General features: G+C 63.5%; 15 protein-coding genes and 1 pseudogene. 9 read left to right on the forward strand and 7 right to left on the reverse strand.

Annotation, left to right across the window (positions count from 1 at the left end; translation table 11 throughout):
• Positions 1 to 48: 48 nt before the first annotated feature.
• On the forward strand, positions 49 to 1,404 hold the full coding sequence (glnA, locus tag BLT08_RS20075; RefSeq protein WP_090311583.1) for a type I glutamate--ammonia ligase: 1,356 nt from the start codon (positions 49 to 51) through the stop codon (positions 1,402 to 1,404).
• 211 nt (positions 1,405 to 1,615) lie between these two features.
• On the opposite strand, the gene BLT08_RS20080 is transcribed toward glnA, so the two are convergent.
• Positions 1,616 to 1,849 carry a MarR family transcriptional regulator gene (locus BLT08_RS20080; protein ID WP_090311584.1) on the reverse strand — a complete coding sequence of 78 codons (234 nt, stop codon included), beginning with the start codon at positions 1,847 to 1,849 and terminating at the stop codon, positions 1,616 to 1,618.
• A gap of 192 nt (positions 1,850 to 2,041) precedes the next feature.
• On the opposite strand from BLT08_RS20080, the gene BLT08_RS20085 reads away from it, so the two are divergent.
• Positions 2,042 to 2,410 carry a hypothetical protein gene (locus tag BLT08_RS20085; protein WP_090311794.1) on the forward strand — a complete coding sequence of 123 codons (369 nt, stop codon included), beginning with the start codon at positions 2,042 to 2,044 and terminating at the stop codon, positions 2,408 to 2,410.
• A gap of 99 nt (positions 2,411 to 2,509) precedes the next feature.
• Entirely contained in the window at positions 2,510 to 2,857 is a 348-nt protein-coding gene (locus BLT08_RS20090; RefSeq protein ID WP_090311586.1) for a hypothetical protein, read from the forward strand.
• Between the two features lie 13 nt (positions 2,858 to 2,870).
• Here the strand turns inward: BLT08_RS20090 and BLT08_RS20095 are convergent, their stop codons facing one another.
• The 4 genes from BLT08_RS20095 to BLT08_RS20110 form a co-directional block, all read right to left on the reverse strand.
• Complete coding sequence (locus BLT08_RS20095) at positions 2,871 to 3,110, reverse strand: hypothetical protein (RefSeq protein ID WP_090311589.1); 240 nt, start codon at positions 3,108 to 3,110, stop codon at positions 2,871 to 2,873.
• 71 nt (positions 3,111 to 3,181) lie between these two features.
• A complete protein-coding gene (locus BLT08_RS20100) occupies positions 3,182 to 4,033 on the reverse strand; it encodes a metallophosphoesterase (protein WP_090311591.1) in 852 nt (283 codons plus the stop codon).
• Positions 4,034 to 4,048: 15 nt separating this feature from the next.
• On the reverse strand, positions 4,049 to 5,884 hold the full coding sequence (locus BLT08_RS20105; protein ID WP_090311593.1) for a hypothetical protein: 1,836 nt from the start codon (positions 5,882 to 5,884) through the stop codon (positions 4,049 to 4,051).
• Positions 5,881 to 7,155 carry a Single-stranded DNA binding protein gene (locus BLT08_RS20110; protein WP_090311595.1) on the reverse strand — a complete coding sequence of 425 codons (1,275 nt, stop codon included), beginning with the start codon at positions 7,153 to 7,155 and terminating at the stop codon, positions 5,881 to 5,883. Before BLT08_RS20110 ends, BLT08_RS20105 begins: the two co-directional genes overlap by 4 nt.
• 165 nt (positions 7,156 to 7,320) lie before the next feature.
• Here BLT08_RS20110 and BLT08_RS20115 point away from each other — a divergent pair, with 165 nt between their 5' ends.
• From BLT08_RS20115 to BLT08_RS20135, 5 genes are all read left to right on the forward strand, one after another.
• The gene (locus tag BLT08_RS20115; protein ID WP_090311597.1) at positions 7,321 to 7,530 is read left to right on the forward strand and encodes a hypothetical protein; all 210 of its coding nucleotides are present in this window, start codon (positions 7,321 to 7,323) and stop codon (positions 7,528 to 7,530) included.
• 56 nt (positions 7,531 to 7,586) lie between these two features.
• Positions 7,587 to 8,459 carry a ZIP family metal transporter gene (locus BLT08_RS20120; RefSeq protein ID WP_090311599.1) on the forward strand — a complete coding sequence of 291 codons (873 nt, stop codon included), beginning with the start codon at positions 7,587 to 7,589 and terminating at the stop codon, positions 8,457 to 8,459.
• Between the two features lie 39 nt (positions 8,460 to 8,498).
• Entirely contained in the window at positions 8,499 to 9,053 is a 555-nt protein-coding gene (locus tag BLT08_RS20125; RefSeq protein ID WP_090311601.1) for a class I SAM-dependent methyltransferase, read from the forward strand.
• A 264-nt stretch (positions 9,054 to 9,317) separates the two neighbouring features.
• Positions 9,318 to 9,830, forward strand: a complete 513-nt coding sequence (locus BLT08_RS20130; protein WP_245724291.1) for a cupredoxin domain-containing protein — start codon at positions 9,318 to 9,320, stop codon at positions 9,828 to 9,830.
• A gap of 110 nt (positions 9,831 to 9,940) precedes the next feature.
• On the forward strand, positions 9,941 to 10,603 hold the full coding sequence (locus BLT08_RS20135; RefSeq protein ID WP_090311604.1) for a 2,5-diamino-6-(ribosylamino)-4(3H)-pyrimidinone 5'-phosphate reductase: 663 nt from the start codon (positions 9,941 to 9,943) through the stop codon (positions 10,601 to 10,603).
• 113 nt (positions 10,604 to 10,716) lie between these two features.
• Here BLT08_RS20135 and BLT08_RS20140 read toward each other — a convergent pair.
• Together BLT08_RS20140 and BLT08_RS20145 are read right to left on the reverse strand one after the other, a co-directional pair.
• A pseudogene (locus tag BLT08_RS20140) lies at positions 10,717 to 11,925 on the reverse strand (orc1/cdc6 family replication initiation protein).
• Positions 11,926 to 12,401: 476 nt separating this feature from the next.
• Positions 12,402 to 13,175 (reverse strand): enoyl-CoA hydratase/isomerase family protein, encoded by a 774-nt coding sequence (locus tag BLT08_RS20145; RefSeq protein WP_090311606.1) that lies wholly within the window; start codon positions 13,173 to 13,175, stop codon positions 12,402 to 12,404.
• Between the two features lie 142 nt (positions 13,176 to 13,317).
• Here BLT08_RS20145 and msrA point away from each other — a divergent pair, with 142 nt between their 5' ends.
• Positions 13,318 to 13,860: a peptide-methionine (S)-S-oxide reductase MsrA gene (gene msrA / locus BLT08_RS20150; protein ID WP_090311608.1), complete on the forward strand. Its 543-nt coding sequence runs from the start codon at positions 13,318 to 13,320 to the stop codon at positions 13,858 to 13,860.
• The last annotated feature ends 402 nt before the right edge of the window (positions 13,861 to 14,262 follow it).

The following is a 14,262-nucleotide window of genomic DNA, read 5'->3' on the forward strand; positions in this document are numbered from 1 at the left end:
AACAGCAGAGCTTTAATAGTAGAATCCATTGTTTGAGTCGAGAAAAAGATGACAAGCGGAAATCTGACCACCACAGAAGAAGACGTGCTGGACGAGATCGAATCGAAAGATATCGACTTCCTGCGACTCCAGTTCACCGACATCCTGGGAACAGTGAAGAACGTCTCGGTGCCGGCACGGCAGGCCGAGAAGGCGTTTACCGACGGCATCTACTTCGACGGCTCCTCGATCGAAGGCTTCGTGCGCATCCAGGAATCGGACATGCGTCTGGTTCCGGATCCGAACACGTTCGCCGTCCTCCCGTGGAGACAGCGCGAAGACGGCGCCTCGGCCCGGATGATTTGTGACGTCTACGACACCTCGACGGGCGAACCGTTCGAAGGTGACCCACGCTACGTCCTCAAACAGGCGATCGAGCGCGCCAACGAGATGGGCTACGAGATCAACTTCGCGCCCGAACCGGAGTTCTTCATGTTCCAAGAGGACGAAGACGGTCGCGCAACGACCGAGACCGCCGACCACGGCGGCTACTTCGACCTCGCACCGAAAGACCTCGCCAGCGACGTCCGCCGCGACATCATCTACGGCCTCGAGGACATGGGCTTCGAGATCGAGGCCAGCCACCACGAGGTTGCTCGCGGGCAGTACGAGATCAACTTCGAGTACGACGACGCGCTGACGACGGCGGACAATGTCGGCACGTTCCGCACCGTCGTTCGCGCCATCGCGGCCGAACACGACCTGCACGCGACGTTCATGCCGAAACCGATCCCGAAAATCAACGGCTCGGGCATGCACACCCACATGTCGCTGATGACCGAGGACGGCGAGAACGCCTTCCACGACGAGGACGACGAGTTCAACCTCAGCGACACCGCTCACGCTTACCTCGCCGGCGTCCTCGAGCACGCGCCGGCGATCACGGCGGTCGCGAACCCGACGGTCAACAGTTACAAGCGCCTGGTTCCGGGCTACGAAGCGCCCGTTTACGTCGCCTGGTCCGACCGTAACCGCTCGGCGCTCGTCCGCAAGCCGGCCGCCCGCGTCCCGGCCGCCTCGCGAATCGAGCTTCGCTCGCCGGACCCGTCGTGTAACCCCTACCTCGCGTTCGCCGTCATGATCCACGCCGGTCTCGAGGGCATCGAAAAGGACCTCGAAGCACCCGATCCGGTTCGGGAAAACATCTACGAGTTCGACGAGGAAAAACGCGAAGAGTACGGCATCGAGACGCTGCCGTCGAACCTCGGCGAGGCCGTCGACGCCTTAGAGGCGGACGAAGTCGTCTACGACGCACTCGGCGAGCACATCGGGCCAAAGTTCGTCGAAGCGAAGAGCCAGGAGTTCGAGGACTATCTCGTCGACGTCTCGGACTGGGAACTGGACCGCTACCTCGAGACGTTCTGACGACGCCCGGCGCGATCACTTCGCGAACGTCCCGCTTGTTTTGCGAACGATCGGTTCGAGAACCCAATACTGACGACGCGTCCCGCCACGAACGACTCAACGTGAACACTCACTGCGTCGTTTCCCGATCGGGCAACCGGTCCCGTCCGCGAAAAACGGCTCTCGAGGAACAGTGACGACGACCGCCGACTCCGTTGCTCGCTCCGCCGCTTCAGTTCGCGACGACGTACTCGTTCGCTCGTCGATCGACGAACCCGGCGCTCGAGAGCGTGTTCAGGATGCTCAAAACCGAGAGTTTCTTCAGCGCCAGCGTCTCGCCCAACTCCTCGACGGTCGCGCCACCGGTCGACTCGAGGAAGACGTAGACGAGTTTCGCCTGCGCCGAATCGAGGTCGTCAGGAACCGGTTCGATCGCTGACCGCGGACGGTATTGCTGTGGATTCATTGTCATCAGCACCGTCCTCGGTCGCGTATATAAATTCCCTCGTAGGTTGTGTATATATCTCACGGAGGGCTCTAGTAGGCCATTCGGCGGACTATCAGCCTCCAGAGAACGCGACGCGATCGAGACGTGGAGACGGGATCCGAACGGGACCGGTGGACGTTTGAGGCCGTCTCCCAAATCGCCGGGCGAACGATGACGACGCGCGATCGACCCCAGCCCCCGACCGATATCGATCGAGAGCTCGACGACCTGCTGGACGGACTCGAGCGTCGAGACGCCGACACGCTTCGCGCCGTCAGTAGCTACCTCGAGGATCTCGCGGCGTGGAAGGCAGCCGACACCGACGAGCAGCGGCGGCCGGCTACAGACGCGGAATCTGGAGACGGGGATATCACTCGAGACGAAAACGAACCCGAGACGAGTGTCGACGACGACCTCGAGTACCCGTCGGACGTGCCGGCGCGAGCGAGCGTCACGGTCAAGGAGATCGCCGGAACGACCTATCACTACTACCAGTGGCGCGACGGCGACCGGATCGAGTCGAAGACGGTCGAACGGTGACGGCGTCGGCCGAATCGATCGTCCGTATCGACCGTCGACCCCACCGCTCGAGCTGTCGGATGGAGAACAGCTATATGACAGCACGAACAACTGTCAGCTATGCTCAGCGCCCTGTACGGCTCGGTCGCGTTCGTGTTCGTCCTCGGGGGTGTCGTCTGTGCGTACGATGCGCGCTCGTACACCGACGAGCAGCGGGCCCGAGCGCCACGACTCGTCCGAGCGTATTTCGGCTCGGGGCTCCTGCTGTCCGTCGTCGGACTCGTCAGCCTCGCGTGGATTCTCGTCGGCGGAAACGTCTGGACCGCCGGCATACTGCTGCCCGCCGTCTCCGCACTGCCGTGTCTCGTGCAGTACCGACTCCACAAGCGACTCGCGGTCGATCGGAGTCCGCTGACCGAGCGGGTCGAAAGCGCCGTCGCTCGAAAATTCAATTACTCCGATCCCTGACCCCCGGACCCAGTCACCGACGGGCGGGTAGCGTCGGCCCCTCTCGACACCCGCCGATTATCAGTTCAGATCCCACTCGTCGGCCGTGATCTCCTCGCTGGAAGACGGCAACTCCGCCCACGAGTCGCGACTCGAGATCGTCGTTCTCGGAGAAGACACGCGTCGATTCCTCGATCAGTTCGTCCGCATCGAAGACGTCGACATCGATTCCGCTGGTCTCGGTTTTGCGCACCTTGAGACGGGAGGCTTCCATCGTCACACGTCACGTTCTTGACTCCACAGGATGGCGATTCGGCGTACGTTCGTTGGCGCTTGGGAACGATCCTACACCGACTCGTACGAACCGAGTCGCGTCCCGTCTAACAGATACGCCTCGCCGTCGGCCAGGCCGGCGGGCAGAAACGGCGAGAGAAACGACTGATTCGGGAGATTCACCCACGTCCCGCCGACGAGGTCGTTGAACGCCGGCATCACGACGACTCGTGGCGGCGCGACGTCCGAATTCACGAGCCACGAGACCTCGTCGTACTCGGGACGGTCGCGAAACGGCGTCGGATCGAGCCGTCCCCGGAGCCACGCCCGTTCGACGCGACTCCCGCCGACCTCGTCCTCGAGTCGGACGCAGGGGTGTTCGTGGCCCAGACAGAGCACGTCACACTCGAGCGCGGCCGGCGCGGGCCAGGTGTGGCCGTGACAGACACCGAGGGCCCGATCCCCGAGCGCAATCCCGCTGCCGGGGACGACGGTTACAGCGTCGGTGTCGAACTCGAGTGCGGCCGCCTCGCGTGGGGTTTCGGGGGTCAGCCAGCTCTCGATCCCGCCGTCGTGGTTGCCCTTGACGACCGTGACGGCGAGCGTCGACGGAAACGCTTCGAACAGCACCTCGAGTTCGCCGCGTTCGGCCCCGCCCGGGTCGCCGATGGAGTGCATGAGGTCTCCGAGGACGACGAGTCGGTCGGGGTCGGACTCCTCGAGTACGTCGAGCAGCCGCTCGCGGCGCTCGGGGGCCTTGCTCGGCACGTCGACGCCGCGTTCGTACCGCAGTCCGGCCTCGTAGCCCGCGTGGTAGTCGGCGACGAGCAGCGCGCGTTCGGCGCCGACGGTGGCGACCGCGGCCGGTTCGCCGGGAACCGGTTCGACGCGCGCCGCGGCCGGTCGACGGGACTCCTCGGACATCGTGGGCTCGAGGCGTTAGATCGGCTTCAGCGTCTCGTCGTTCGGTTCGTAACACTGGCCGCCCATCAGCGCGTCTTGGATGGCGTCTTCGACCTCGTCTTCGGACGCGCCGGTCTCGTCGGCGACCGTCTCGACGACCGTCGATCGGTCGGCACCGTCGCCGTCGTCGAGATCCGCCATCGTGTCGACGACGTACGCCTCCAGATCCACGTCCTCGGCTGGCTCCTCGTCCGCGTCGCTTTCGGATTCGGCGTCCGACTCGGACGGTGCCGTATCGTCGGTCGCGTCGATGTCGTCGACCTCGACGTCGGTCTCGTCGTCCGCTTCGGAGTCGCCATCGTCAGTCGCCGCCGCATCGGATTCCGAGTCGGTCTCGAGTCCGGACGCTGGCGGTTCGCCGAGGTCGTCGTCGGGCTCGGCTCCGCTGTCAGCGGAGTCGGCCCCAGCGTCGACGGAGTCGCCGTCAGGAGCATCCTCGAGTTCGTCCTCGGGTTCGGGAACGTCGATCCCCGCCTCGCCGGGCTCTTCGACCTCGCTTCCGGTCGTGAACTCGGCGCCGAACTCCTCCTCTAGCTGTTCGCGCTCCTCGTCGTCCATCTCGTACATGCCGGTGTCGCCGGCGTCGAAGTCGCCGAGGTCGTCCTCGGCTCCCTCGTCCGCGGCGTCGGCGGAGTCGCCATCGTCGGTCGTAGCGGAATCGTCGGTGTCGACGGCCTCGTCGACGTCGGTCGACTCGTCGAACGACGCAGTCTGTTCGTCGGTCTCATCGGTCTCGTCGTCAGCGTCGGCCGCCGCCGTATCGGCAGTCCCGGCGGCTGCCGCCGAGTCGCCAGTATCCGTCTCCGCGTCAGCGTCCGACTCGGACTCGAGGGCGCTGTCGGCCGCCTCGTCAGCCGCCGCGGACTCCGCGTCAGAGGCAGCGTCGGGTTCGCTTCCGGTCGCCGTTCCGGCCGCCGATCCGGCGTCGATCGATTCGGAACCGGCGTCCACGCTTGCGTCCCCCTCGGCATCGCCGACGCCGGCCGTTGCCGCGGCCGGTTCAGCCGGCTGTGATTCTGCATCGGGTTCAGTCTCAATGGTCGATTCGAGACTCGAGAGTTCGATGTCGGCGTGCGCCGCGAGCGACGAAAACGTCGCGTCGGTGTCGGGCGAGTCGCTCGGCTGGAGCGACAGCGGCGTCACCTGATCGCGCTCGCCGGCGACGACCTCGACCGCCTCGAGGGCGCAGTCGCGCAGGGCCTCGAGATAGGCCGGGGTGGTCCCGTAGTGATCCAGCGCGAGCGGGATGCCGGCGGCGAGGCCGGATTCGACGCCGGCTTCGCGGAGTGCGTCGGCCAGCGCATCCCCGCTCGCGTCGCTCTCGGCTGCGGTGGCGTACGCGCCGATGCGGTCGACGGTCTGTTCGGCGGCGCTGACGACCCAGCGGTCGCGGGTGTCGGCGTCGACCGTCGCGATGCTCTCCGGACGGATCGAGGTGTAAACCTGCTCCGAATCGTCGGGCTGGAACGTCCGGGCCTTGCCCGTCACCGCGACGAACGCGGGCGGCTCGAGCTGTTCTAAGGTCGCGAGCGCGTCGGGCTGGTACTGGCCGGCGTAGACGACGAACGCGCCCGTCGGATCGACCACGCGGGCGCGAACCATCTCCTCGTTGACCGACGTGATCTCCGTCAGGGTGCCGACGGCGAAGAGCCGGTTGAGCCGTGCACCGGTCGGCGAGATGACGTAGTTCGGTGCTCGTTCCTCGTCGCTCTCGGCGTAAGAGAACGAGGCATCGTCGTACTCGGCCGCGAACAGTCGGTAGGCGATCTCCCGGGTCGGAATCTCCTCGCCGTTTTCGTCCGTTGCGCTCATGCGTCCACCTCCGTGAGGAAGGCGCTCGCACGGGCTTCCGGATCGTCACCGCTCTCCTCGAAGTCCTCGGCGTCGAGGTTCGCGCCGTACTCGTCGACCGAGAGGTGACCGCGCACGCGGTACTCGCGACCCACGATACGTTCTCGGATCGTGTCCGCGACGACCTCCTGATCCATGGCCTCGCGAGCCTGCTCCAAGGCGTCCTCGAGCGTCCCGTCGTAGACCTGCTGGGTTAGTTCGTCGTCGAGGACGACCGTGACGGCTCCGGTGCCGTCGTCGAGGATCGCCTTCACGCGAAGGTCGTCGACGCCGTCGACGCTGCCGTGGGTTCGGCACTGGCCCTTCTGAATGACGCGGTAGCACTCGGGACAGCGCTGGATCAGTCCCGACCCGTCGCGGACGGCGATGACGTTACCGTTGACTTCGACGTCGTAGATACCCCCCGTGTGGACGGCTTCGCCGACGTCCATCGTCGTCGCGTCGGCGCCGACGTCGATCTCGCGGTCGATCGCGGAGACGACCGAGAACTCCGAGACGTTGACTTCGGGGACGCCGCGAAACTCCTGGACGAACGCGTTCTCGATGCGAATCGTCCCGCCGTCTTCGATCGCGGGGGCCGGATCCCAGTTCGTGAACGGGAGTCGACCGCTCTCGTCGCCGAAGACGCCGCTTAAAATCTCGGTCTCGCCGTCGCGACCGTCGATCGTCCGGCGCTCGCAGTCGACGACCGTCACTTCGACGGTGACCGCGCGGTCGCCCGTCTGCAGGTCGGCGAGTTGGGCCTCACCGCCGATCTCGTAGGCGACATCGAGCGACTGGTCCTCGAACGACAGCGACGTGCTCTCGCCGAGGTTGAGTTCCGGTTCGCCGTCCCACTCGCGGACGCCCGCGTTGCCCGCCGTGATCGTATCGCCCGGCGAGAGTCCGAAGTCCTCCCAGGAGGTGTAGTCGATCACGCCGGTCTCGTCGGCGAGTCGGCCTTCAACGATCTCGAGGTCGTCGCCCTGATATCGGATCGACCGTTTACCGGCCGTCAGCACGACGCCAGTGACGGTGACGTTGCCGTCCTCCGGTGTGATGTCGCCGATATCCTTGCTCGAGGGAGCCCCACCGCCGCCGCTCGAGCCGTCGCCGTACTTCCGGCGAAGGCTCTGCTTGGCTTCGTCGATGGGGACGCTGTACTCCACTAAGTTCTGCAGGTCCGCTTTGACCTCCTCTTTGTCGACACCGAGGTCGGAGGCGAGATCCTCGGCATGATTGTCGAGTTCCATCATCGGATATTCGCGCGGGGGTGTAAAAAACGTTCCCGCACCGGGGCGAAAGTGAAAGAAACGGAACCGGACGAGACGGAACGAAACGAAACAGACTGGGACAGTAGCAGGCAGTCATCGATCGACCAGCAGTAGGTTCATTTCGGTGGCAATGAACGTAATCGTATGGAGCGTGTTGGCGCAGCAGTCGGTGGATTGGCGTTCGTCGTCGCGATCTTCGGCGGAATCGTGGTAATTAGAATACTCACTCGGGCGCTGTACGTCGCGATCTGGTTCGCCGAAACCGTCGCGACGCTCGCGTTCGCCCTGCTGATCGGTTACGTCGTCTACCGGATCCTGCTGGGCTCGAGTGACGATCCTCGGCGGATCGATTGACGGAGTGACAGCCGACGCGAACGCTTTTGACGCCTAGTGTGAATATCGGACTCACTGTGGTTTCGATCGTCGAAGTCGTCGCAATCGCGGGGCTTGCAGGTGCGGCGACCGGACTCGGTGCGCTACCGATCGTCGTCACCGAGCGCATCAGCCACCGCTTTTACGACGCCGCGCTCGGGCTCGCCGCCGGGATCATGTTCGGCGCGGCCGTCTTCGCGCTCGTCGTTCCGGGACTCGAGTTCGGCTCGCTGTGGGAGGTCGTCGTCGGCGTGCTCCTCGGCGGCGTCTTTCTGCTCGCCGCGAACCGACTCATTCCGCACGTCCACCTGTTGCTCGCGGACGAGGCCGACGAAACCTATCCGCCGACGGCCCGGGCCGAGGAGACGGTCGGAGCCGACGAGTTGACGTTGGAAGCCGGCGGTGGACGTCACGACGATGGCGACAGCGGGGGGAACAGCGACGGCGAGGACGCCGGCGAGAACCGCCGCCAAGCGCTGCTCGTCGGCAGCGCGATCACCATCCACAACGTCCCTGAGGGGTTGGCGATCGGCATCGCGTTCGCGGGCGGGCTCGAGGGCGTCGGCGTCGCGCTCGCCATCGCCATCGCGATCCAGAACGTCCCCGACGGCTTCGCGATGGCCGTGCCGGCGAGTCGAACCGGTCTCTCGAACGCCAAGACGGTTCTGTACACGACCCTCTCCGGGGCGGTCCCCGAGCCGATAGCGGCCGCGCTCGGCTTCGCGCTCGTCTCCCTCGTCACCGGGCTCTTCCCCGTCGCCGCGGGGTTCGCCGCCGGGACGATGATGGCCGTTATCTTCCGGGAGATGATCCCCGCCAGCCACGGCCACGGCTACGCCGACGCCGCCACGCTCACGTTCGTCGTCGGCTTCGTCGTCATGGTGATCGTCGACGTCGGACTCGCCGTGTGAGAGGGATGCGTTCTTGCCCCTCCCCGGCCAATCGACGGTATGGGATTTCACACGTTCCCGGTCGAGCGGGCCGACGCCCTCGACGACCCGTCGCGCTACCGCTTCTGTTCACGAGAGGAACTGCTCGAGTTGCTCGATCCGGACCCGGATGCGACCGTCGCCGATCTGGGTTCGGGTACCGGATTCTACGCGACTGACGTCGCCCCGTTCGTCGGGACGCTCTACGCTGTCGACGTACAATCGGCGATGCACGACCGGTTTCGGGAGCACGGCGTTCCCGCAAACGTCGACCTGGTGACCACGAACGTTACCTCGCTCCCGTTCGCCGAGGACGAACTCGACGGCGCGTTCTCGGTGAACACCCACCACGAGTACGCCGACAAAGAAGCGTTCGTGGAACTCGCTCGAGCGATCCGGTCGGGAGGTCGCCTGGTCACCGTCGATTGGTCCGCCGACGGATCGGGTGACGACGGGCCGCCGCGGGACGAACGATTCGGCTCCGATGCGGTCGTCGCACAGCTCGAGGAGGCCGGGTTTTCGATCGACGCCGTCCGTGATCGACCCGAGACGTTCGCGATCGTCGCGCGCCGGTGATCGAGACCGACAACGAACGGCAACAACCGATTTCGAGGGGCAAAACGGTACACTGACTGCCGAACCACGGTCGACCGCGAAACAGCCTCGAGAATAGTCTCACGAAGAGCGTGAGCCCGCGGCGACTCGAACCAGAGACCGTTTGTCTCGGTTCCATCGTCGCGTCGGTTCACCCACTCTCTCACGCCCAAAACCGGAGCTTTCAGCCATGAGAGTGCCAGGCGGCAGGTTATCCAGACGGGCACAAGACGTTCAGTAGACGAGATGACACTCGATAACACACAGAGTCGACGGCGAATGCTCAAGCTAAGCGGCGTCGCGGTCCTTTCAGCGGTGTTAGCCGGCTGTGGCGACGAGGGACCCGGTGACGAGGACGAAGAGGAACCCGCCAATGGCGACGAGGACCAAGAAAACGGGGACGAGGAAGGCGATAACGGAAACGGCGAGGCGATCGAGCCCGGCGAGATCGAACTCGGCGGGGAAACGTCGGCCTGGCAGGGCGTCGCTCCGGACGAGATCAACGGCGAAGAGAACCCGACGCTCACCTTGCAAGAGGGCGAGTCCTACGAGATCATGTGGGAGAACCTAGACGGTGTCGGTCACAACATCGAGATCCGAGACGACGGCGACGAGGTCGTCGACGACTACGAAACCGACATCATCGACGAGGAGGGAGAGACACAGACCCTCGAGATCGACGAGGTCACCGACGAGATGGCCCAGTACGTCTGTGAACCCCACGCCGGAACGATGGTCGGCGACATCGAAGTCGCGTAATCGAACGCAGTCGGCCGCGGTCGCGTAGCGAGCGCGTTTTCGAGCCGGACGGCAGTCCCGTCCTTGCGACGCCTCAGTATCTTCTTTAGGGTCGGCCACACAGCAGAGGTATGCACGTCGTCGTCAACGCAGCGATGAGCGCGGACGGCAAACTCTCCTCGCGCCGTCGCGAGCAGCTCGCGATCAGCGGCGAGGAAGATTTCGCTCGAGTCGATCGCCTCCGGGCCGACAGCGACGCCGTCGTCGTCGGCGTCGGCACCGTTCTCGCGGACGATCCCAGCCTCACCGTCAAAGACGAGACGCTGTGTGAACAGCGGCTCGAGCGCGGCGAGTCGGCCCAGCCCGCCCGGGTGGTCGTCGACTCGAACGGTCGAACGCCGGAAGACGCAGCAGTTCTCGACGATCGAGCGGCGACGTACGTCTGTCTGAGCGAGGCCGCGCCGATCGATTCGCGGATGGATCTCGCCGACCACGCGGAACTCGTGACCGCGGGCGAGGATCGCGTCGACCTCCTGCGCGCGTTCGCGACGCTGCAGGGACAGGGACTCGAGCGGCTCATGGTCGAGGGTGGCGGCGAACTCATCTTCTCGCTGTTCGACGTCGGCCTAGTTGACGAGCTCACCGTCTACGTCGGCGCGAAGGTGATCGGCGGCCGCGACGCGCCGACGCTCGCCGACGGTGACGGCTTCGTCGACGAGTTCCCGCTGTTGAGCCTCGAGAGCGTGAAGCGAATCGACGACGGGGCGTTACTGCGGTGGACGGTGGATAGCTGACTCGAGAGTCGGTATTCAATGCGGTGTCAGATATCGTAGCGACAAAGCCCACCCGTCCGGTTACCAAAAAAGAGTCGCCGACCAACAATTGGACACACCTTTGAACCACATCACTAGTCCAGCATCGTTCGCACCGAGCGATGGACACCCACCGTCTCAATCGTCTCGTCTAACGCATCAAGGACGGCAATCAAATCCTGGCTCAACTCAAACGTCTTGTACTGTCCCCCAGAGCTCCCTTCGTTCCGCTTTTCAGCGCTGACCAATCCTAGCATCTCGAGTTCATCGAGATGGTCGTGCATCCATCGACTCGTCAGCGGATCGTGTCCAGCCCCTCCACAAAACATCTCGTACCGGCGATACAAATCACGAGATCGGACGGGGGAGTCACCCGACGAAACGTACGATGCCAGTGCATAAAGCAGAATTTTCTCGTGCGTATTGAGCCCTAAAATCCCGCGCGTAATCTCCTCTTCTTGAAGAAGACCACGACCGCGACGAACGTGCTCTTCGCGAACCATATCAGCATCACCTTCATGCGCGACATCTCCGGCCTTCAACAGGAGGTCAAGAGCTTTCCGCGCATCGCCGGACTCCTGCGCTCCGAACGCAGCACACAATGGAATGACACCGTTCTCGAGAACGTCGTCCTGAAACGCAATGGATTGACGCTGACGCAGCACTTCCTCTAGTTCGTCAGCGGTGTACGCCGGAAAGTTGATACTCCGTTCACAGAGACTGGATCGAACCTTCGGGGAGAGAGTATCCCGATAAGTCAGGTCGTTACTGATTCCAACGACGCTAACGCGTGCATTACTGATGTTGTCGTTTTCTCGCGCTCGAGAAAGCTGATAGAGTAGGGAGTCGTCTTGGAGGTGGTCGATTTCGTCGAGGACTAAAATGATGAGTCCACCGTGATCGTCGAACGAGTCCCACATCAGATCGTAAACTTTGGATCGAGGATGGCCAGTCTCGCTAATTTTGTCATCACGGAAAGAGTTCACGAGTTCGACGGCTACTCGATAACTGGTATCAGCACCGTCACAGTTGACAACGTGAGTATTAATCGTAACATCGTGTTGTTCGCTGGCGTCCTCGAGACGGTCAAGCAAGAATTTGGTGGCCGCAGTCTTTCCGACCCCTGTTTTTCCGTATAAAAAGATGTTATCAGGCTGGCTCGCGTTGATCGCAGGCTAGAGCGCAGCGTGGTATTCCTCGAGTTCGTCGTCCCTTCCGACCATTTCCTCGGGTGTGTAATCATCCAACAGAGCGTTCCGATTTTGAAAAGGGAAGTTCCCCGGAGTGAAGGCGAATCGAGTCATTATTAACAGCATTCTCACACGTCCGTTTAGATTTTTCGACCACCCGTTCGAGTGATTCGACTGGGTGGTGATGTATATAAAAGCCGTTGTACCCAGAGACCCCATCGTTCGAGTGTATTCATTTGAATAGAGGAAGGAAAGAATATGTATTAATACTACCACAAAAGGAAATTTTATTTTGGTAGATGATAAAACGCAGCTATACTAGCGACAGGGTGGCATCGTAGAGAGTGTTGAAGCGTAGTATATCAGCATGGGTGGTTAACTATTTTCTGAGAGAGCGAACTTTCAAAGGATTCACTCGAACGACGGGGTCCCCGTGTATATAAACAAAACCACTCACTCGAACAGGTGGTATTCATACTTCGGTCCGGTACACATTGTACGCGATCAATAACAGCCGATAGACCCATCTATGGTTACCTACTGGCGGGTGTGAAAATTAAAACAGCAGCGTGATGTTCGTGTGACTTATTTTACTCGAACTCCGGATCCCGTTTCTCGACGAACGCCTCCATCCCCTCGCGCTGGTCCGGGGTGCCGAACAGGCTGGCGAACGCCCGTTTCTCGTAAGTCAGGCCGGCCGACTGCGACCCCTCGTAGCGCTGGTTGAGCGCCTGCTTGGCCGCGCGCATCGCGACTGCCGGCTTCGCCGCGATCCGCTCGGCTAACTCGTCGACGGTCTCCTCGAGGTCCTCGTCAGCGACGACTTCGCCGAAGATGCCCGCCTCGGCGGCCGACCGGGCGTCGAGGCGCTCCCCGAGGAAGATCATCCGCCGCGCGGTCTCGTCGCCGACGAGTTCCGGCAGCCGCTGGGTGGCTCCCCAGCCGGGGATGATGCCGAGGTCGATCTCCGTGTTGCCGATCACGGCCGACTCGCTGGCGACGCGCAGGTCGCAGGCGATGGCCATCTCGCAGCCGCCGCCGAACGCGTAGCCGTTGACGGCCGCGATCGTCGGCGCGGGGAACGCCTCGAGCGCGTCCGCGACGTCGTGACCGAGTTCGCCCCACGCCTGTCCCTCGGCGGTGGAGAGATCCTTCATGTACTCGATGTCCGCACCCGCGATGAACGCGTCGTCGCCGGCACCCGTCAGGATCAGCGCGCGGGCGCCTTCGTCGGCGGCTTCGGTGAGCGCCTCGCTCATCGCCTCGAGCGTCGCCACGTTCAGCGCGTTGAGCGCCTCCGGGCGGTCGACAGTTAGCGTTGCGACGTCTCCATTCCAATCGAGTTGGACAGTGTCCCAGGACATATCCCGGCGTTCATCGGCCCCCGTGAAATCCCTTGGCACCGCGGCAGCGAGTGCGGACGAAGCCGACGGTGATGAACGAAGCGTCGATAGAACGGCGTCGGTACCCGTCACACCTTTCCTCGCGCGACCCCAACGAACGCCCATGGAACGCGCGACGTTCGGCGGCGGCTGTTTCTGGTGTGTCGAGGCGGCGATGGAACAACTCGAGGGCGTCGAGTCGGTCACCTCCGGCTACGCCGGCGGCGACACCGAGGATCCCACCTACCGCGAGGTCTGTTCCGGACGGACCGGCCACGCGGAGGTCGTCCAACTCGAGTACGATCCCGACCGGATCGCCTACGAGGACCTACTCGAGGTGTTCTTTACGATCCACGACCCGACCCAGCTGAACCGGCAGGGGCCGGACGTCGGGAGCCAGTACCGGTCGGCCGTCTACGCCCACGACGACGAGCAACTCGAGACCGCCGAGGCGTTCGCCGAGGAACTCGAGAACGAGGGGCTGTACGAGGATATCGTCACCGAGATCGAGCCGCTCGAGACGTTCTACGAGGCAGAAGAGAAACACCAGAACTACTTCGAGAAGAACCCCAACGACGCCTACTGCACGATGCACGCGGCGCCGAAGATCGAGAAGGTCCGCGAGAAGTTCGCCGACAGCGTCGCGAGCGAACAGCCGTCGCCGTAAGACGCGAGTCGACGGCGGGCGTCGATCGTTCGGTTTCCTGGCCGGTGCCAAAGCGTAACGAGAGCAGCGTGCAAAGCGCTTCGACCTTCCGTTCGTCTTCTGACGGCGCTTGTCCGGGAGAGCCAGCCTGGTAGCGCCTGGATCCCTCGTTTCGAGCGCGTGTGCGATCTCCGTCCTGCGAGCACGACGGCGCCGAACCTGTTACCCGCGAGGCCGACCGGTCTCGCGTGGTACGGCTGTGGACTCGTTGCCGAGTTCGACGTCGGCGACGACGGTCCGTTTCGACGTCTCGACCCCGATGCGGTGGGTAGCAACGACGAACGTCCGGCGCCGGTCTCGTTCTAAAACTGACCAGAAACCAGCCCACTACACGTATAGCTATTGAACATATGACCATCAGAT

The sequence above is a fragment of the Natronorubrum texcoconense genome, assembly GCF_900100335.1.
GTDB lineage: Archaea > Halobacteriota > Halobacteria > Halobacteriales > Natrialbaceae > Natronorubrum > Natronorubrum texcoconense.